Source organism: Sphingomonas sp. (genome assembly GCF_040398505.1).
Lineage (GTDB): Bacteria > Pseudomonadota > Alphaproteobacteria > Sphingomonadales > Sphingomonadaceae > Sphingomonas.
On record NZ_JBBATX010000058.1, the window covers coordinates 1 to 16,990 of the forward strand.

The 16,990-nt window shown below is 63.9% G+C and carries 23 protein-coding genes; 21 read left to right on the forward strand and 2 right to left on the reverse strand.

Annotation, left to right across the window (positions count from 1 at the left end; genetic code table 11):
• The 5 genes from ABWP09_RS08780 to rplS all read left to right on the forward strand — a co-directional run.
• Nucleotides 1–588: TIGR04222 domain-containing membrane protein (locus tag ABWP09_RS08780; RefSeq protein ID WP_353204767.1), on the forward strand; the 588-nt coding region annotated here is incomplete at its 5' end.
• Between the two features lie 70 nt (nt 589–658).
• Nucleotides 659–949: an AbrB/MazE/SpoVT family DNA-binding domain-containing protein gene (locus ABWP09_RS08785; RefSeq protein WP_353204768.1), complete on the forward strand. Its 291-nt coding sequence runs from the start codon at nt 659–661 to the stop codon at nt 947–949.
• Nucleotides 946–1,320, forward strand: a complete 375-nt coding sequence (locus ABWP09_RS08790; RefSeq protein ID WP_353204769.1) for a type II toxin-antitoxin system VapC family toxin — start codon at nt 946–948, stop codon at nt 1,318–1,320. The genes ABWP09_RS08785 and ABWP09_RS08790 overlap by 4 nt, the downstream gene beginning before the upstream one ends.
• On the forward strand, nt 1,317–2,048 hold the full coding sequence (gene trmD, locus ABWP09_RS08795; protein ID WP_353204770.1) for a tRNA (guanosine(37)-N1)-methyltransferase TrmD: 732 nt from the start codon (nt 1,317–1,319) through the stop codon (nt 2,046–2,048). Before ABWP09_RS08790 ends, trmD begins: the two co-directional genes overlap by 4 nt.
• Before the next feature lies 1 nt (nt 2,049).
• Nucleotides 2,050–2,442: a 50S ribosomal protein L19 gene (gene rplS / locus ABWP09_RS08800; RefSeq protein ID WP_353204771.1), complete on the forward strand. Its 393-nt coding sequence runs from the start codon at nt 2,050–2,052 to the stop codon at nt 2,440–2,442.
• Nucleotides 2,443–2,525: 83 nt separating this feature from the next.
• On the opposite strand, the gene ABWP09_RS08805 is transcribed toward rplS, so the two are convergent.
• Nucleotides 2,526–3,071, reverse strand: coding sequence for a peptidoglycan L,D-endopeptidase MepK (locus ABWP09_RS08805; protein ID WP_353204772.1), 546 nt, complete (start codon nt 3,069–3,071; stop codon nt 2,526–2,528).
• 205 nt (nt 3,072–3,276) lie between these two features.
• On the opposite strand from ABWP09_RS08805, the gene ABWP09_RS08810 reads away from it, so the two are divergent.
• Entirely contained in the window at nt 3,277–4,161 is an 885-nt protein-coding gene (locus ABWP09_RS08810; protein WP_353204773.1) for a L,D-transpeptidase family protein, read from the forward strand.
• Nucleotides 4,162–4,171: 10 nt separating this feature from the next.
• Nucleotides 4,172–4,756 (forward strand): M23 family metallopeptidase, encoded by a 585-nt coding sequence (locus ABWP09_RS08815; protein WP_353204774.1) that lies wholly within the window; start codon nt 4,172–4,174, stop codon nt 4,754–4,756.
• Between the two features lie 125 nt (nt 4,757–4,881).
• Here ABWP09_RS08815 and ABWP09_RS08820 read toward each other — a convergent pair whose 3' ends face one another.
• Complete coding sequence (locus ABWP09_RS08820) at nt 4,882–5,019, reverse strand: hypothetical protein (protein WP_353204775.1); 138 nt, start codon at nt 5,017–5,019, stop codon at nt 4,882–4,884.
• A gap of 122 nt (nt 5,020–5,141) precedes the next feature.
• Between ABWP09_RS08820 and ABWP09_RS08825 the strand changes: the two genes are divergently transcribed.
• The 14 genes from ABWP09_RS08825 to ABWP09_RS08890 form a co-directional block, all read left to right on the forward strand.
• On the forward strand, nt 5,142–6,518 hold the full coding sequence (locus ABWP09_RS08825) for a DUF418 domain-containing protein (RefSeq protein ID WP_353204776.1): 1,377 nt from the start codon (nt 5,142–5,144) through the stop codon (nt 6,516–6,518).
• Entirely contained in the window at nt 6,511–7,230 is a 720-nt protein-coding gene (locus ABWP09_RS08830) for a class I SAM-dependent methyltransferase (RefSeq protein WP_353204777.1), read from the forward strand. Before ABWP09_RS08825 ends, ABWP09_RS08830 begins: the two co-directional genes overlap by 8 nt.
• 97 nt (nt 7,231–7,327) lie before the next feature.
• Nucleotides 7,328–9,562, forward strand: coding sequence for a S9 family peptidase (locus ABWP09_RS08835; protein WP_353204778.1), 2,235 nt, complete (start codon nt 7,328–7,330; stop codon nt 9,560–9,562).
• A 149-nt stretch (nt 9,563–9,711) separates the two neighbouring features.
• The gene (locus tag ABWP09_RS08840; protein WP_353204779.1) at nt 9,712–10,428 is read left to right on the forward strand and encodes an MgtC/SapB family protein; all 717 of its coding nucleotides are present in this window, start codon (nt 9,712–9,714) and stop codon (nt 10,426–10,428) included.
• A gap of 60 nt (nt 10,429–10,488) precedes the next feature.
• Nucleotides 10,489–11,517, forward strand: a complete 1,029-nt coding sequence (locus tag ABWP09_RS08845; RefSeq protein ID WP_353204780.1) for an aspartate-semialdehyde dehydrogenase — start codon at nt 10,489–10,491, stop codon at nt 11,515–11,517.
• A gap of 31 nt (nt 11,518–11,548) precedes the next feature.
• Nucleotides 11,549–11,794: a FitA-like ribbon-helix-helix domain-containing protein gene (locus ABWP09_RS08850; protein WP_353204781.1), complete on the forward strand. Its 246-nt coding sequence runs from the start codon at nt 11,549–11,551 to the stop codon at nt 11,792–11,794.
• Nucleotides 11,791–12,201, forward strand: coding sequence for a type II toxin-antitoxin system VapC family toxin (locus ABWP09_RS08855; protein WP_353204782.1), 411 nt, complete (start codon nt 11,791–11,793; stop codon nt 12,199–12,201). Before ABWP09_RS08850 ends, ABWP09_RS08855 begins: the two co-directional genes overlap by 4 nt.
• On the forward strand, nt 12,194–12,646 hold the full coding sequence (locus ABWP09_RS08860; protein ID WP_353204783.1) for a GFA family protein: 453 nt from the start codon (nt 12,194–12,196) through the stop codon (nt 12,644–12,646). Before ABWP09_RS08855 ends, ABWP09_RS08860 begins: the two co-directional genes overlap by 8 nt.
• Nucleotides 12,643–13,293, forward strand: a complete 651-nt coding sequence (locus ABWP09_RS08865) for a 2-hydroxychromene-2-carboxylate isomerase (RefSeq protein ID WP_353204784.1) — start codon at nt 12,643–12,645, stop codon at nt 13,291–13,293. The genes ABWP09_RS08860 and ABWP09_RS08865 overlap by 4 nt, the downstream gene beginning before the upstream one ends.
• Nucleotides 13,290–13,736 (forward strand): GFA family protein, encoded by a 447-nt coding sequence (locus ABWP09_RS08870; RefSeq protein ID WP_353204785.1) that lies wholly within the window; start codon nt 13,290–13,292, stop codon nt 13,734–13,736. Before ABWP09_RS08865 ends, ABWP09_RS08870 begins: the two co-directional genes overlap by 4 nt.
• Nucleotides 13,717–14,478 carry an alpha/beta fold hydrolase gene (locus tag ABWP09_RS08875; protein WP_353204786.1) on the forward strand — a complete coding sequence of 254 codons (762 nt, stop codon included), beginning with the start codon at nt 13,717–13,719 and terminating at the stop codon, nt 14,476–14,478. Before ABWP09_RS08870 ends, ABWP09_RS08875 begins: the two co-directional genes overlap by 20 nt.
• Before the next feature lie 52 nt (nt 14,479–14,530).
• Nucleotides 14,531–16,369, forward strand: a complete 1,839-nt coding sequence (locus tag ABWP09_RS08880) for a M2 family metallopeptidase (RefSeq protein WP_353204787.1) — start codon at nt 14,531–14,533, stop codon at nt 16,367–16,369.
• Nucleotides 16,370–16,444: 75 nt separating this feature from the next.
• Nucleotides 16,445–16,603: a hypothetical protein gene (locus tag ABWP09_RS08885; RefSeq protein ID WP_353204788.1), complete on the forward strand. Its 159-nt coding sequence runs from the start codon at nt 16,445–16,447 to the stop codon at nt 16,601–16,603.
• Nucleotides 16,604–16,624: 21 nt separating this feature from the next.
• Nucleotides 16,625–16,990: RusA family crossover junction endodeoxyribonuclease (locus ABWP09_RS08890; RefSeq protein WP_353204789.1), on the forward strand; the 366-nt coding region annotated here is incomplete at its 3' end.

Here is a 16,990-nt window from a genome sequence, read left to right on the forward strand (position 1 = left end):
GTCGTGGCCGGAGCAGGGGGGCAAAGCGCGGCCGAACGCGCGATCCTTAGCCTGTCGTCGCCGACCACGTTCGCGCAGCTCCAGCGGGTCGCCACGCGCGCTGCGCCTGCCACGGAGGAGGCTTTGCGCCGCGCCGGGGCGCTGATCGAGAATGGCGCCGCATGGCAACTCCGTCTGCTCCAGACCGCGCCCTATCTCCTGCTGCTCGCCTTCGGCGCGATCAAATGGGATGTCGGGGTGATGCGCGATCGCCCGGTGGGGTATCTAAGCGGCCTGCTCATCCTCACTGCGGTTCTGGCGCTTGTGCGGTTCGCCGTGGTCGATCGACGCACTCGGAGCGGGCTGGCGGCGCTGCCGACCGCGCGGGAGAGTTCGGACCGCCTGCGCCGCGCGCCGCTTTCAACCGAGACAGGGCTGGCGGTCGCCTTGTTCGGGACGATGGTGCTAAGCGGATCGGCCTGGGGCGAGTATCACCGGCTGCGCGCATCGAGCGGCGGGGACGCGGCGGTCGGCGGCGATAGCGGGAGCAGCATCGATAGCGGCGGCGGGGGAGATGGCGGGGGCGGCTGTGGCGGCTGCGGCTCCTAACGTCGCAGCGGCGCAAGTGTCTTGACGCAGTCGAACGATGTATATACATAAAGGATATACGGAGGTTGCGATGCGCGACGATTATCTGGGCAAAACATTCAAGTCGGGTAACTCGGTCGCGCTGCGGCTGCCCAAAGGCATGGGTATTCCCGAGGGTACCGAGCTGCGCATGGTCAAGGAAGCGGCGATGACCTTTCGGGTCGAGCCGGTCGATGCGCCCAAGCGCAAGATCGATCTGACCGGGATCTGGGGATCATGCCCCGACCTGAAACCGCTGGAACCCGAGGATCGCATCTTCGATCCGTCGCCGCGGGTGTGGGACGATCCGGAGTGGCCGGGTTGGCCGACTGACGAAAAGTGAGGTTTCTGCTCGATTCGAACACGGTGATCGATCTTCTGATCGGTGCCAAACCGGCCTTGTTTGCCCGCGTCACAGCGTGTGATGCGGGCGATCTGGTCGCGTCAGCGATCAGCTATGCCGAAGTGGCGCACGGCTCGGTGCGCGGGAAGCCACCGCCCATGTCGGTGCTCGAGACCTTTTTAAAGCAAGTCGTGCTGGTCGATTTTGATGGACCGTGCGCGCTCCGCTATGCTGCGCTGCCTTTTAGACGCAGTAGTTTCGATCGGCTGATCGCGGCGCACGCGCTTGCGCTTGACCTGACGCTGGTCACCAACAACGGACGCGACTTCGCCGATATCCCCGGTCTGCGCGTCGAGGATTGGACACAATGACCTTTGCCGCCACCGTCCTCACACTTTACCCCGACATGTTCCCGGGCCCTCTCGGCATGTCGTTGGCGGGGCGGGCGCTTGCCGAGGGGAAGTGGAGCCTGAACGCGCGGAACATCCGCGATTTTGCGACCGACAAGCACAGCACCGTCGACGGAACGCCCGCTGGCGGCGGGGCAGGGATGGTGCTGCGTGCTGACATCCTCGCCGCCGCGATCGACAGCGTCCCCGCCGGACGGCCGACCCTGGCGATGACGCCGCGGGGTGCTCCGCTGACGCAGGCGCGGGTGCGGGCGCTGGCCGATGGCCCCGGCGTCACGATCCTGTGCGGTCGGTTCGAGGGGTTCGACGAACGCATCTTCTCGGGCCGCGACATCGAGGAAGTGTCGATCGGCGACTATATCCTGTCGGGCGGGGAGATGGGGGCGCTGGTGCTGCTCGACGCTTGCATTCGCTTGCTTCCCGGCGTAATGGGCGCGGCTTCTAGCGGCGTAGACGAGAGCTTCGAGCAGGGGCTTCTCGAATATCCGCACTATACCCGACCATTTGAATGGGAAGGGCGCACGATCCCCGAAGTGTTGCGATCGGGGGATCATGCGAGGATTTCGGCATGGCGCAAGTCGATGGCCGAGACCGAAACACGGCTAAGGCGGCCGGACCTGTGGGAGCGCCATGAGGGTGCTCGGGTCCAGTCGCCCTCTGGCGCGCGACGAGACAAGAAGGACGCATGAGATGAATCTCATCCAGACGATCGAAGCCGAGAACATCGCCAAGTTTCTCGAAACCAAGAAGATACCCGAATTCCGCCCCGGCGATACGCTGAAGGTCGGCGTGAAGGTCGTCGAAGGCGAGCGCACCCGCGTGCAGAATTACGAAGGCGTGTGCATCGCGCGTTCGAACAAGGGCATGGGCTCCAACTTCACCGTGCGGAAGATTTCGTTCGGTGAGGGCGTCGAGCGCGTTTTCCCGCTCTATTCGCCCAACATCGACAGCATCGAAGTGATCCGCAAGGGCGCGGTGCGTCGTGCCAAGCTCTATTATCTGCGTGGCCGCACCGGCAAGTCGGCACGGATCGCCGAGCGCCGTGATACTCGTCCGGCCAAGGGCACCGTTGCCGCCGAGTAAGCGGTTCGGATTGTCGAAACAAAAGGGCGTCGGAACCACGGTTCCGGCGCCCTTTTCGCGTCGTTGGCCGCGCGTGCAGGCGGTCACCAGTGGCGAACACGCCCGGTATCGACATGGACAAACCCGTCGCGCGGATAGTAGCCGACGCCGCCGCCGCCGAGCGCGAGCGCGGCACCGTGGAGCCGATCCAGCGATACGCCGGGCACCATGATGTCGGTCGCCTTGCCGAGCATATGCTGGCTCTGGCTCGCAACGCCGGTATGTGCGCCGCCGGCCGACCGCAGCGCGGCGTTGGTCGCGGGCGAGCGATAGCCGGAAATCAGCCCGATCGTCGTGCCGTCCGTCAGGTCGAGCTTTTCGCGCAGCCGCACAAGCAAGGCGAGCAACTTGCGGTCCATCGCGGTCGCCTGACCGGTGCGCCAGTCGCGCAGACCGTGATTGAGTTCGGCCAAGCCTTCGGGAACGAATGCGCCGCTGCGCGCAAAGACCGCATCGACGGTTTCGTTATTGTGCATGTTGCGGATCGCGAGACGCCATTCGGTGCCGACCGCCATCGCCGGGAGCGGGAAGGCAAGCGCAGTGCCGCCCGCGATCGCGCCACCGATCAGTGCGCGGCGGGAGAGTTTCATGCGCTCCGCTGTTAGATTGGACCCAAGTGCGCCGGCTATCGTTGTCTGCATGTTGCCAGTGTAGGAGATCGAAGTCGTGGGCAAAACCTTGGGCCGATCAGCCTGTCTGGCAATAGCATCGCTTGGTCTTGTTAGTGCGACGGCAACGGGAACAAGGGAGACTGCGTCCACGACGCTCGATCGGTCGACGCTGCACGTGCAAGTCATGCTCGATCATCTCGGCTTTTCGCCGGGTGTGCTCGACGGGCGGCAGGGCAAGTCGCTGGTCGCTGCGCTCAAGGGCTTTCAGGAGCAGCAAGGGCTGCCGATCACCGGCGCAATGGACCCGACGACACTCCGCGCGCTCTATCCGTATCGCGCGTGGCGGCCGACGCAGACGATCGCGCTGACCCCCGAAATGCTCGCCGGCCCGTTCGTCAATCCGATGCCCAAAAACCCGCAGTTGCAAGCGAAGTTGCCCGCGCTCGGCTATCGCTCGGCGATGGAGAAATTGGGCGAGATGTTCCACACCACGCCCGCGGTGTTGATCGAACTCAACAGCCCGACGACACCGCTGGTGCCGGGGCGCGCGGTGGTGTTCCCGAACGCTGTACCGGCGTCGCTTAGTTATGATCCGAAGTTGCCCGAGGCATGGCGCAAGACGCTGGCCAGCCTCAACATCAACGCCGAGCAACCGGTCGGCGCCAAGATTGTCGTCGACAAGTCGGACGAAGTGCTGCGCGTGCTCGACAAGGATGGCACATTGGTCGCGCAATCCATGGCGACGATGGGGAGCAAGCACGATCCCTTGCCGATCGGGACGTGGAAAATCCTCGGCCCGTCGTACAACCCGCCGTTCCATTACAATCCGGCTTTGTTCTGGGATGCCAAGGCGAGTGCCAAGGCAGCGCTGCTGCCGCCTGGGCCGAATGGTCCGGTCGGGGTGGTGTGGCTCGATCTGTCGAAGCCGCATTACGGTATCCACGGCACGCCCGAGCCGAGCACGATCGGTCGCGCCGAAAGCCATGGCTGCATCCGCCTGACCAATTGGGACGCCGCCCGGCTTGCGCTGATGATCAAGCCGGGCACCCCTGCGGTGTTCCAGCCATGATCGCGCAGCGGTGATTCTGCACCGCGTCGGTATCGCGCTTGCCGTTGCACTGATCGCGCTGATCGGTTTGTGGATCGCGGCACTGACGCTGTTGCCGGGCGCGCCGGGCGGCTTCGGGCGCGCGCCGCTCGAAACGCCGACGGGTGGCGCGACGATGCTGCGCGTGCCGGTGGCGGCGGTGCCGCGCGGCGCGATCCGCGACAGTTGGGGAGACCCGCGCGACAATGGCCTGCGCGCGCATCACGGGACCGACGTGATCGCGCCGGCCAATACGCCGGTGCTGGCGGCGGCGGCCGGCCGAATCGAGAAACTGTGGACCAGTGTTGCGGGCGGGACGGCGCTCTACGTGCGCTCACCCGATCGGCGCTGGACCTATTATTACGCGCATCTCGCCGGATATGCGCCTGGGCTGCACGAGGGGCAGGCGGTGAATGCGGGCGATCTGCTCGGGTTCGTCGGCGATACCGGCAATGCCGGGGCGGGCAATTTTCATCTGCATTTCGGGCTCACCCGCACGACGCCCGAGCAACATTGGTATCAGGGCGAGGACGTCGATCCCTATCCCTATCTCGCGGGAAAGCCGCTGCCGCGCTAGCCTTTCGTTTTGCGCGCGCGCCAGTGCCGTTCGCCCTGAGCCTCGCGAAGGGCAGCGTGCCGCAAATGCCGACGACGCGTGTTGCAGGTGTGCTTCGACAAGCTCAGCGCGAACCGGGATTGGCCCTAGCGGAACGGATACAGCTTCACCGTCTCCGGCAAGGGCAGGGGCGCGGCGTCGGGATGGTCCAGATCCGCCGCGATCAGGAGCAGGCCTGTGCTGAGGGTGGCCATTCCAGGAAACCCGGCTTTGAAGCGCTTCATGCCGTGTTCCCCCAATCTGCGATTGCCAAGACGTGGTGCGCCCGAAGTGAACCTGAGCTGTCCTAATTGCATGATACACCGGCGTTCGCTATGGCGGCACATCCTTTTCCGGGGGGAAGCGCATGTCCGAGCTCGCCATGACCACTGCTGCCGAGCCCGATGGCGCGCCGCGCATCGCCGTGCTCGATATCATGCGCGGGATCGCGATCCTTGGCATTTTGTTCATGAACATCAACGATATGGGCGCGTCGCTCTACGCCTCGTTCGACGATTTTCGGCATTTGGGTTGGTCGGCGACCGATCAGGTCGCGTGGTGGCTCCGCCAAGTGCTGGCCGACGGGACGGCGCGGTGCCTGCTCGAAATGCTGTTCGGCGCGGGGATGGTGATCCTGACCGATCGTGTGGCGACGAAGGCGAGCGGATGGGCGATCATGGGTCGTTATTACGTCCGCAACCTGATCCTGTTTGGCTTCGGGCTGGTCCACATCTTCATCCTGTTGTGGCCGGGCGATATTCTGCACACCTATGGAATCGCGGCGCTGGTCGCGTTCCTGTTCCGGCGGTTGCGGCCGCGCTGGTTGATTGTGATCGGGCTGTCGCTGGCGGTGCTGTCGCTCACTTTGGGCGGCTATTTCGGCTATTATCAGACGCTGCAGACGCGGGCGCAGGTTGCGGCGATCGCGGCGAAGGTGACGGCGGGCAAGCCGATCTCGGCGGCGGAGAAGAAGACGATCGCCAACGACGCCGAGGCGAAAAAGGAGCGCGCCAGGACCAAGGCCAAATCGCAGGCCGATATCGCCGCCGAGGACGCCGCGCGGACGGGTACCTTCATGACCTGGGCGGCGATGCAATGGCATGTCATTCTCGATCTCGAATCGAATTTTCTCGAGATTTTATTCGTGTGGGAAGCGAGCAGCGTGATGCTGATCGGTGCCGCGCTCTACAAATTGGGCGTCCTGCAAGGCCGACGCTCGCGCCACTTCTACCTCTGGCTGACCGCGATCGCTTATGCCGTCGGGATATCACTCAGGATCTGGGGTGGTCTCGCACTGACCGCACCGCCGGGAACCGGGCCGCATCTTGCCCCGATGGCGTATGAAGGCGCGCGCCTCGCAATGACGCTGGGGCATGTCGGCCTCATCAACCTGCTGGCGATGAGCGGCTTCGGCGCGGCGTTGCTGCGCCCGTTCGTGGCGGCGGGGCGGACCGCGCTCACCATCTACATCGCGCAGACGATGATTTGCCTGTGGGTGTTGTATCCGCCCTTCATGCTCGGACTGTATGGGAAGATGACGTGGGGGCCGCTGATGGTCACGGCCTTCATCATCAACGTCTTCTTGCTGATCGGCGCGAATTTGTGGGTCAAGCGGTACGACATCGCGCCGGTCGAATGGGCGTGGCGCTCGCTCGTCGAAGGCCGCGTGCTGCCGTGGCGCAAGCGTCCGCGCGTGGCGCCGCCGCCAGACTCCGGGCCCGCCGGAGCGCCAGCCATTGCCTGATCGCCTCGGCGTGGCGCGGCGCCTGCGTGCGTCACGGGGGTATTGGGCGGCAAATCTGCTGCTCGATCTCGCGCGCGGTCGCGATCGGCGCCACGCGGCGCTGTTGCGGCTGCGCGCGCCAGCCGGGCTGTTTCAGCCGTTTGGGACGACATGGCCCGATCGGTATGCCGAGATTTTCGCGGATTTGAGCGCGCGGCTTGCATCGGTCGATGCTGTGCGGATTCTGTCGTTCGGCTGCTCGACCGGTGAGGAGGTGGCGGCGCTGCGGCAGCATTTGCCAGAGGCCGATATCACAGGAATCGACATTAGCCCGGAGCGGATTGCGATCTGCCGTGCGACCCTGCCGCAGGCGATGGCCGGGCGGACTCGGTTCGAGGTCGGCGACAGCGTCTGCGACGAACCCGATGCGCACTATGACGCGGTGCTCGCGAAGGCGGTCTTCCGACACTGGCGCTTGAACAAGCCCACCGTCCGGAACAACACGCTGCTCGCCTTCGACCGCTTCGAGCGCGAGGTGACCGAGATGGCGCGGATCGTGCGGCCGGGTGGTTTCCTGCTGCTACGTCACTCCAATTTCCGCTTTTGCGATACGGCGGTGTTCGCAGGCTTCGAAACGTTGGCCGATGCCAAATGCGCAACGCCGCTGTTCGCCCCGAGCGGCGCGCGCTTGCCAGATCAGACGCGCGAAGCGATCCTGTTCCGCAAACGCTGACCGGGGCGGGGCTTTACGACGCACCCAAGCGCCGCGATAAGCGCCGCCATCGCCCGGCTTCGTCGGGTGCGGACATAAGCGGGACTGGAGATGCACGATGCGTGGCGTTTGGGCTCTTGGCGGCGTGATGCTCGCCTGTGCGGCGGTGCCTGCGATGGCTGCTGACAAGGTTGCGGACCAGAAACTGACGCTGTCCCGCGTCTTCGGTAGTCCCGATCTGTCGGGCGTGCAGCCGCGCGGGTTGAAACTCTCGCCCGACGGGACGCTGCTGACCTCGCTGAAACCGCGCGCCGATGAGAAGGAGCGCTTCGACCTGTGGGCGCTCGACACGCGCACCGGGCAGGAGCGGATGCTGGTCGATTCCAAAAAGGTCGGCAGCGGTGCGGAACTGTCCGAAGTCGAGAAGATGCAGCGCGAGCGTGCGCGCATCGCGGGATCGAAGGGCATCGTCGCCTATGATTGGGCGCCCGATGGCAAGACGATCCTCGTGCCGCTCGATGGCGACCTGTATCTCGCGACGCTCGACGGCAAGACGCGGCGGCTGACCGACACGCCCGAGGGTGAGTTGAACCCGACCGTTAGCCCCAAAGGCGGCTTCGTCAGCTTCGTGCGCGGGCAAAATTTGTTCGCGCAGCCGCTCGGCGGCGGCACCGCGACCCAGCTCACCAGCGATGGCGCGGGCACGGTGCATTGGGGCGAGGCGGAGTTTGTCGCGCAAGAGGAAATGGACCGCCGCACCGGCTATTGGTGGTCGCCGCAGGACACGCACATCGCGGTCGAGCGCTTCGATGAAGCCCCCGTCGGCGTGGTCACCCGCGCGGCGATCGGCGCGAACGGGACCAAGGTCTACGACCAGCGCTATCCGGCGGCGGGGATGCCCAACGTGCGCGTCGAGCTGTTTGTGATGAAGGCCGATGGATCGGGCCGGGTGAAGGTCGATCTCGGCAGCAACCCTGACATCTATCTGGCGCGGGTCGATTGGACGCCCGATGGCACCGCGCTGCTGGTGCAGCGCCAGAGCCGCGACCAGAAGACGCTCGACATGCTCAAGGTCGATCCGGCGACGGGCAAATCGACCGTCCTCTTTACCGAGAAATCGGGCGCACGGAGCTGGCTCAACCTGTCGGACGCCTACCATCCGATGAAGGATGGCAGTTTGATCTGGCGGTCGGAGCGGACCGGCTATGGTCATCTTTATCGCTTCGCCAAGGGCAAATGGACCGCGCTCACCAATGGCGAATGGGTGGTGCAGTCGCTGATCGGGGTCGATGAGGCGAAGGGCCGGTTGTTCTTCGTTGGCAATAAGGACGATGTGCTCGAGCAGCATCTCTATTCGGTCGACATCGCGCACCCGAACGTGGTCACGCGCCTGACCGAGACCGGCTGGTGGAACAATGGCACGATGGACGGTGCGGCGACGCGGATGATCGTATCGCGCTCCAACCCTACGCAACCCGCGCAAGTCTATCTCGCGGATGCGACCGGCAAACGGCTGTCGTGGATCAACGAAAATGCGGTGACGCCGGGGCATCCTTATTACCCCTATCTCGCGAGCCACCAGCAGACCAAGTTCGGCACGATCAAGGCCGCCGACGGCACGCCGCTCTATTGGGAAATGATCACCCCGCCGCTCGAACCCGGCAAGAAATATCCGGTGTTTTTCCAGCATTATGGCGGCCCCGGCACCGGCCAGCAGGTCACGCGCGCGTGGGGCGGGGCGTTGCCGCAATATCTCGTCAGCCAAGGCTATATCTATTTCCAGATCGACAATCGCGGCTCGTTCAATCGCGGCAAGGCGTTCGAGGATCAGATCTACCGCGCGATGGGGACGGTCGAGGTCGCCGATCAGCTGGCGGGTGCGACGTTCCTGAAGGAGCAACCCTTCGTCGCTGGCGATAAGATCGCGACCTATGGCTGGTCCTATGGCGGGTACATGACGCTCAAGATGCTGCAGGCCAATCCCGGCGTGTATGCGGCGGGTGTCTCGGGCGCGCCGGTGACCAAGTGGGAACTCTACGACACGCATTATACCGAGCGCTACATGGGCTCGCCGGTGGCCGATGCGAAAGCCTATGCGGCGTCGGATGCGTTGCAGGATGCAGCGAAGATCGCCGATCCGCTGCTGCTGATCCACGGTATGGCCGACGATAACGTCGTGTTCGAAAACTCGACTGCCTTTGCCGCCGAAATGCAGAAGCAGGACCGGCCGTTCGAGATGATGTTCTACCCCGGCTACACCCACCGCGTCGGCGGGCCGGGGATCAGCGAGCATCTGTGGGGGACGATCCTGACGTTCCTTGATCGCACCGTGAAGGACAAGCCGGTGCGGTGACGGAATGCGCTTCCCCGGCGAAGGCCGGGCCCAGGAGAGACACGAGAGAATGCAAACGGCTGCGCTCCGTTACCTCCACCTTCGCTACTGGGCCCCGGCATTCGCCGGGGAAGCGGTAGAGAGACAATCCGGCTAGGGCGCCCTCCATCATGCGGTTCTTCACCACCTTCCACCTGTGGCCGTTCCTCGACACGGTCGTCAGCTATCTGGCGGCGTTCGTGCTCGGCACGATGATCGGTGCGGAGCGGCAATATCGGCAGCGTACCGCCGGGCTGCGGACCAACGCGCTGGTCGCGCTGGGGTCGGCCGCGTTCGTCGATCTCGGGCAACGGCTGGGTGGCGACGTCGAATCGATCCGCGTGATCGCCTATGTCGTGTCGGGGATCGGCTTCCTCGGGGCCGGTGTCATCATGAAGGAAGGGATGAACGTCCGCGGGCTCAACACTGCGGCGACCTTGTGGTGCTCGGCTGCAGTCGGGGCGATTGCGGGCAGCGACATGTTGGCCGAGGCGGTGCTGCTGACGGGCTTCGTGCTGCTGGTGAACACCGTGCTGCGTCCATTGGTCGACGCAATCAACCGCATCCCGCTCGACGCGCGCAGCATCGAGGCGACCTACAGCGTCTCGATCACGACCGAAGCGCACCAGGCCGGCCCGATGGGCGATTTGCTGAGCGATCATCTCGAGACCGCGCAATTGCCGGTTGCCGAGCTGGATGTCGTGCAGCGCGGCGAGGATCGCGTGGAAATCGTCGCGACCTTGGTCAGCACCAATGTCGCGGCCGGCGTGCTCGACTCGCTGACCGATCACCTTGCGACGGTGCACGGCATCGCGCACGCAACGTGGCAAGCGCGCACGCACGATTAGCGAAGGCGTTGGACCTTCGCGCGCAATCCCGCTACGGGCGCGCGACGTTTGGAGGTTTTTATGGGTTATCGGATCGTAGTCGTTGGCGCGACAGGCAATGTCGGGCGCGAGATGCTCAACATTCTGGCGGAGCGGGAGTTTCCGCTGGATGACATTGCGGTGGTCGCGTCGTCGCGCAGCCAGGGCGACGAGGTCGATTTCGGTGAGACGGGTCGGAAGCTCAAGGTCCAGAATATCGAGAATTTCGATCCGAGCGGCTGGGACATGGCGCTGTTCGCGATCGGCAGCGAGGGCACACGCCTCCACGCGCCGCGCTTTGCCGCCGCAGGCTGCACGGTGATCGACAATTCGTCGCTCTACCGGATGGACCCGGACGTGCCGCTGATCGTGCCGGAAGTGAACCCCGAGGCGATCTCCGGCTATACCCGGCGCAACATCATCGCCAACCCGAATTGCTCGACCGCGCAGATGGTGGTGGCGCTGAAGCCGCTGCACGATTTCGCCAAGATCAAGCGCGTCGTCGTCTCGACCTATCAGTCGGTGTCCGGTGCGGGCAAGGCCGGGATGGACGAGCTGTTCGAGCAATCGCGCAACATCTTCGTCGGTGATTCCGCCGAGGCGAAAAAGTTCACCAAGCAGATCGCCTTCAACGTCATTCCGCACATCGACGAGTTTCTCGACGACGGATCGACCAAGGAAGAGTGGAAAATGGTGGTCGAGACCAAGAAGATCCTCGATCCCAAGATCAAGGTGACCGCGACGTGCGTGCGCGTGCCGGTGTTCGTCGGCCATTCGGAATCGATCAACATCGAATTCGAGAATGAAATCTCGGCGGCGCAAGCGCAGAAGATCCTGCGCGAGGCACCGGGCGTGATGCTGGTCGATAAGCGCGAGGACGGCGGATACGTGACGCCGGTCGAATGCGTCGGCGAATATGCGACCTTCATCAGCCGCGTGCGCGAGGATCCAACGGTCGAAAACGGGCTGAGCCTGTGGTGCGTGTCGGACAATCTGCGCAAGGGCGCGGCGCTCAACGCGGTGCAGATCGCGGAGTTGCTCGGGCGGAAGTTCCTCAAGAAGGCGGCTTGAGATTTGCCATCAAAACTGCCATCATTCCTTGATGGCACAGATGACGGTTCGGCAAATCGACGACGCGCGCTATGAACAGCTTCGCACGCGGGCGCGGCTGCGTGGCGTGTCGGCCGAAGCGTTGGCACGCGAGGCGATTCATCAGGCGGCGCAACTGAGCGTCGAGGAAAAGCTCGAGATCGTGCGCGAGATGCAGGATTGGAGTCGTCGTGCCCAAATTCCGGGGGCACCGCAGACGCCTGGCGTGGATTTGATCCGCGAGGGGCGCGACGAATGATCGTCGACGCGAGTGTCGCGTTCAAATGGCTGGTTAAAGAAGCCGATAGTGATCTGGCGATTGCGTGGGTGGCCTCGGGCGAGCCGCTGGTGGCACCGTTGTTGATCTTATCTGAAACGGGCCACGCGCTCTCAAAGCGCGTTCGTCGTGGCGAGCTTGCCGCAGCGGGTGCGGATGAGACCTTTTCGCGCCTGCCGGCATTGATCACCCTGATCGACGACGCCCCTTTCATGGGCCGCGCGTTCGAATTGTCCGTCGCGCTGCGCCACGCTTTTTACGATTGCGTCTATCTCGCGGCGGCAGAGGCGTTGGGGGATCGATTATTGACCGCGGACGAAGTGTTTGCGGGCAAGCTTGCCGACCATCCGCTTGGCGGTCTTGTCACGGTGCTCGGGCGCGATGCCTGACCGGACGCTTGCCATAACCGGCGGCTGCCGCTGCGGCGCGACGCGCTATGCACTCGCGGTCGAGGCGATGCCGCCGGTCTATTGCTGCCATTGTCTGGACTGCCAGCGCTGGTCCGGCAGCGCGTTCAGCGAACAGGCGGTGGTACGTGAGGACGCAATTGCGCTCACCGGGCCGATTGTCGACTATAGCTATGACACGCGCAGCGGCGCGCGCTCGCATCAGCGGATCTGCGGTGTCTGCCATAGCCGGATCTTCAACAGCAACACACACCGGCCCGGGATCGCACTGCTGCGCGCCGGGACGCTCGACGCGAGTGACACGATCGTGCCGCGCGCGCATATCTGGGTGAAGCGCAAGCAGCCTTGGGTGGTGTTACCCGATGCCGTGCCGAGTTTTCCCGAAAACGCCCCGCTTGCGGAATTTGCGAGGATATTGATGCCATGACGCTGACCGCCGATCTCTATTTTTCGTTCCGCAGCCCGTATACCTATCTGGCGATGCCGAAATGGCGCGCGGCGATGGCGCGGTACGATCTCGATATCGTGCTGCGGCAAGTCTATCCGCTGGCGATCCGTGAACCGGGGTTCTTCGAGCGCACTCATCCCAATTGGCTGCGCTATACCTTCCTCGATGTCTGGCGGATCGCGGCGCATGAGGGGATCACGATGCGCCCGCCGAAGCCCGACCCGATCGTGCAGGACATCGCGACGCGGCAGATCGCAGCGGAGCAGCCCTATATCTTTCCGGTGGTGCGGATGGGGCAGGTGGCGACGCGGCGCGGGCGTGGCTTTGCCTTTGCCGATGCGGTGTCGCAGAGGATCTGGGGCGGGACCGAAAATTGGCACAGCGACGCCAATCTGGGCGCCGCAGCGGAGGCGGCGGGGCTCGATTTCGCGACGCTCCAGGCCGAGGCGCGCGACGATGCCGAGGCGCTCGATGCCGAAGTCGCAGCCAACCAGGCGGCGCTGGAGGCCGCGGGGCATTGGGGCGTGCCGACGCTGGTCTTCAACGGCGAGCCGTTCTTCGGGCAGGATCGGATCGAGCTGGCGATTGCACGGATGAAGGCGGCGGGGCTGGAGGAGCGCGTATGAGCGAAACGATGACGGGCGGCTGCCAATGCCGCCGCATCCGCTATTCGGTGCTGATCGAGGATCACGACGCGTATCTGTGCCACTGCCGGATGTGCCAACATGCCACCGGCGGCGTCTCGATCGCCTTCAAGAGCGTCAAGATCGCGGATGTTAGCTGGGAACGGCAGCCCGAACGCTATCGGTCTTCGCCGATCGCGCAGCGCGGCTTCTGCTGTGAATGCGGCACGCCGCTGACTTTCGAATTCCTCAAACCCGGCGAGCGGATGGATTTGACCGTCGGCAGCCTCGACGATCCCTATCGTTTCAAGCCGACCAGCCATTGCTCACCCGAGACATGGCACGCCGACTGGCTGGACACGCGCGGGCTGGCGGAGCATCGGCTCGACGAGAACCCTGCAACCCGTGACCGCTGGATCGAAGCCATTGGCAAACTCCCTGATTGAACCGCAGTATTTTGAAAGCTTTGACGGCACGCACCTTGCCTGGCGTGAAACGGGGACAGGCCGGCCAATAGTAATGATCCATGGCTTTTTCTCTGACGCGACGGTCAACTGGATCAAATACGGCCATGCCGCAAAGGTCGCGGCGGCAGGGTTTCGCGTGATCATGCCCGATCTGCGGGCGCATGGCTCCAGCGCCAAACCGCACGATGCGGCCGCCTATCCGCCCGACGTGCTGATGCGTGACGGGTTTGCGCTGATCGAGCATCTCGGTCTCACCGACTATGATCTGGTCGGCTATTCGCTCGGCGGGCGGACGGCGGTGCGGATGCTGGCGAACGGGGCTACGCCGCGGCGCGCGGTGCTGTCGGGCATGGGATATCAGGGCATCACGTCGACCGAGGGCAGGGGCGGGTATTTCCGCACTGTCCTGACCAACCTTGGCAGCTTTCCGCGCGGGTCGAGCGAATGGATGACCGAGGCGTTCCTCAAGACCACCGGGGGCGATCCGGTCGCGTTGCTGCACATCCTCGATACGTTTGTGGATACACCGCACGATGTGCTCGCCGAAATCGCGACGCTGACTTTGGTCGTCAATGGCGCGGACGATAATGACAATGGATCGGGCGCAGGACTCGCCGCGGTGCTGCGCGATGCGACCTTCCGCGCGGTGCCGGGCAACCATATGAGCGCGGTGCTGAAACCCGAACTCGGCGATGCGATCGTAGCGTTTGTAACGGCTTGACCGCAGGCGGGCTGCGGCACAGGTTGCGGCAACTTTGCATATGAGGACTCGCATGATCCGCACCGGAATTTCTTCGCTCGCCCTGATCCTGTCGCTGGCGGCCGTCCCTGCCTTCGCGGAAGAAGCCGCCCCCGCGGCAACGGCGGCGGCTGCGCCGACGGTTGCCGAGGCAGATGCTTTCGTCGCGCGCGCGGAGAAGGAGCTCGCGGATTTCTCGACCCCGGCGCAGCAGGCGGCGTGGATCAACGCGACCTACATCACCGATGACACCGATGCGATTGCCGCGAAATTCGGCGCGGAAGGGACCGAGATGCAGGTTCGCCTCGCGCTCGCTGCGGCGAAGTACGCGACGGTGCCGGGCCTGTCGTTCGACACCAAGCGCAAGATTGATCTCCTGCGCAGCGGCCTGACGCTGCCTGCACCAACCACGCCGGGTGCCGCGACCGAGCTTGCGACGATCGTCACCCGCATGTCCTCGGGTTACGGCAAGGGCCGCGGCACGCTCGACGGCAAGCCGATCAACGGCAGCGATATCGAGGCGGCGATGGGCACCACGCGTGACCCTGCCAAGACCAAGGAAATGTGGGTCAGCTGGCACGATACCGTCGGCGCGCCGATGCGCAGCGATTACGCCCGCCAAGTCGAGATTGCCAACAAGGGCGCGCAGGAGCTCGGCTATGCCGATGTCGGCGCGCTGTGGCGCTCGGGCTATGACATGAAGCCCGACGAGTTCGCCGCGCTGACCGACAAGCTCTGGAAGCAAGTCGAGCCGCTCTATGTCGCGCTCCACACCTATGTCCGCTGGAACCTCAACGCGAAATATGGCGATGCGGTTCAGCCCAAGACCGGCCCGATCCGCGCCGATCTGCTCGGCAATATGTGGGCGCAGGAATGGGGCAATATCTACGACCTGGTCGCGCCAAAGGGTGCGGGCGATGTCGGGTATGACACGGGCGATTTGCTCAAGGCCAAGGGCTATGACCCGGTCAAGATGTTCCGCGCGGGCGAGGGCTTCTACTCGTCGCTCGGATTCAAGCCGTTGCCCGATACCTTCTGGGCGCGTTCGCAAATTACCAAGCCGCTCGACCGCGAAGTGATTTGCCACGCCTCGGCCTGGGATGTCGACAGCAAGGACGATCTGCGAATCAAGATGTGCACCAAAGTAAATGGCGACGATTTCGTCACGATCCACCACGAAATGGGCCATAATTATTACCAGCGCGCCTATAATACCCAGCCGTTCCTGTACGAGAATGGCGCGAACGATGGCTTCCACGAAGCGATCGGCGATTTCGTCGCGCTTTCGATCACGCCCGATTATCTGGTGAAGATCGGGCTGCTCGCGGCCGACAAGGTGCCGACGCCCGACAAGGATATCGGCCTGTTGCTCAAGCAAGCAATGGACAAGGTCGCGTTCCTGCCGTTCGGGCTGCTGATCGACAAATGGCGCTGGGGCGTGTTTTCGGGCGCGATTCCGGCGACCGGCTATGAGAAGGGCTGGAACGATCTGCGGCTGAAGTATCAGGGGGTTGTCCCGCCGGTGCCGCGCGACGAAACGCGGTTCGATCCGGGTGCGAAGTATCACGTGCCTGCCGCCGTACCCTACACGCGCTATTTCCTCGCGCGGTTGCTGCAGTTCCAATTCTATCAGGCGGCGTGCAAGCAATCGGGTTGGAAGGGCCCGCTGCATCGCTGCTCGTTCTATGGCAACACGGCGATCGGCAATAAGCTCAACGCGATGCTGGCGATGGGGCAATCCAAGCCTTGGCCGGATGCGCTGGCGGTGTTCACCGGCAGCCGCGAGATTTCCGGGCAAGCGATGGTCGACTATTTCGCGCCGCTGAAGAAGTGGCTGGATGCGCAGAATAAGGGGAAGCCGCAGGGGTGGTGATGCTTGGGGTGCGGGGGATGACGGGTTTGTCCGGGTGTTCCCCGCACGTGGCTGGGACTGGGACAGAGGAGGCAAATGGAAACAGCAATGCAGCCGACCATGTTTTCTTCGGAATTTCAGCTCACCGGTGTTTCACCTCCCCTGCAGGCAAGATCGACTTTCCAGACGCGTTGGAAGGCGGTGGTCAGCGCTGACGCGCGGCAGCCGGCAGAGGAAACCGTCGAGCGGGTTTGATTGGAAAATGAACCGCTTGCGGTGATCATTTACTATTTTCTGGCGGCTCCGATGGCGGGTGATGTCGACAACATCCTGAAACCAATTCTCGACGCTCTGGTCGGGATAGCCTATTTAGACGATCACCTCGTAGAGCGCGTGCTGTCACAGAAATTCGAACCGGAGACCGACTGGTCTTTCGACGCGCCGACCGAACGGCTCTCTGCAGCGCTGGACACGAGATCCGCTTCGGAAGAGCCTGCGCCCGTTGTATATATCTTGATCGATAACGATTTGAGTTGGAGGAGACTCTACTGCCTCCAGCAGCTCATCACAAATAGGCCGATACCGCGCTGTGAACCGTCCCGGGTTTCCTGGAGGCTATTTGGTTTGAGTCATGCAACCATA

Excerpts from the sequence above, each read along its gene's own strand:
- ABWP09_RS08835 (WP_353204778.1), top strand. The coding sequence starts at position 7,328 with ATGCGTGGCGTTTGGGCTCTTGGCGGCGTGATGCTCGCCTGTGCGGCG.
- ABWP09_RS08855 (WP_353204782.1), top strand. The coding sequence starts at position 11,791 with ATGATCGTCGACGCGAGTGTCGCGTTCAAATGGCTGGTTAAAGAAGCC.
- ABWP09_RS08825 (WP_353204776.1), top strand. The coding sequence starts at position 5,142 with ATGTCCGAGCTCGCCATGACCACTGCTGCCGAGCCCGATGGCGCGCCG.
- trmD (WP_353204770.1), top strand. The coding sequence starts at position 1,317 with ATGACCTTTGCCGCCACCGTCCTCACACTTTACCCCGACATGTTCCCG.
- ABWP09_RS08865 (WP_353204784.1), top strand. The coding sequence starts at position 12,643 with ATGACGCTGACCGCCGATCTCTATTTTTCGTTCCGCAGCCCGTATACC.
- ABWP09_RS08885 (WP_353204788.1), top strand. The coding sequence starts at position 16,445 with ATGGAAACAGCAATGCAGCCGACCATGTTTTCTTCGGAATTTCAGCTC.
- rplS (WP_353204771.1), top strand. The coding sequence starts at position 2,050 with ATGAATCTCATCCAGACGATCGAAGCCGAGAACATCGCCAAGTTTCTC.
- ABWP09_RS08805 (WP_353204772.1), bottom strand. The coding sequence starts at position 3,071 with ATGAAACTCTCCCGCCGCGCACTGATCGGTGGCGCGATCGCGGGCGGC.
- ABWP09_RS08840 (WP_353204779.1), top strand. The coding sequence starts at position 9,712 with ATGCGGTTCTTCACCACCTTCCACCTGTGGCCGTTCCTCGACACGGTC.
- ABWP09_RS08820 (WP_353204775.1), bottom strand. The coding sequence starts at position 5,019 with ATGAAGCGCTTCAAAGCCGGGTTTCCTGGAATGGCCACCCTCAGCACA.
- ABWP09_RS08845 (WP_353204780.1), top strand. The coding sequence starts at position 10,489 with ATGGGTTATCGGATCGTAGTCGTTGGCGCGACAGGCAATGTCGGGCGC.
- ABWP09_RS08810 (WP_353204773.1), top strand. The coding sequence starts at position 3,277 with ATGCTCGATCATCTCGGCTTTTCGCCGGGTGTGCTCGACGGGCGGCAG.
- ABWP09_RS08850 (WP_353204781.1), top strand. The coding sequence starts at position 11,549 with ATGGCACAGATGACGGTTCGGCAAATCGACGACGCGCGCTATGAACAG.
- ABWP09_RS08860 (WP_353204783.1), top strand. The coding sequence starts at position 12,194 with ATGCCTGACCGGACGCTTGCCATAACCGGCGGCTGCCGCTGCGGCGCG.
- ABWP09_RS08785 (WP_353204768.1), top strand. The coding sequence starts at position 659 with ATGCGCGACGATTATCTGGGCAAAACATTCAAGTCGGGTAACTCGGTC.
- ABWP09_RS08880 (WP_353204787.1), top strand. The coding sequence starts at position 14,531 with ATGATCCGCACCGGAATTTCTTCGCTCGCCCTGATCCTGTCGCTGGCG.
- ABWP09_RS08870 (WP_353204785.1), top strand. The coding sequence starts at position 13,290 with ATGAGCGAAACGATGACGGGCGGCTGCCAATGCCGCCGCATCCGCTAT.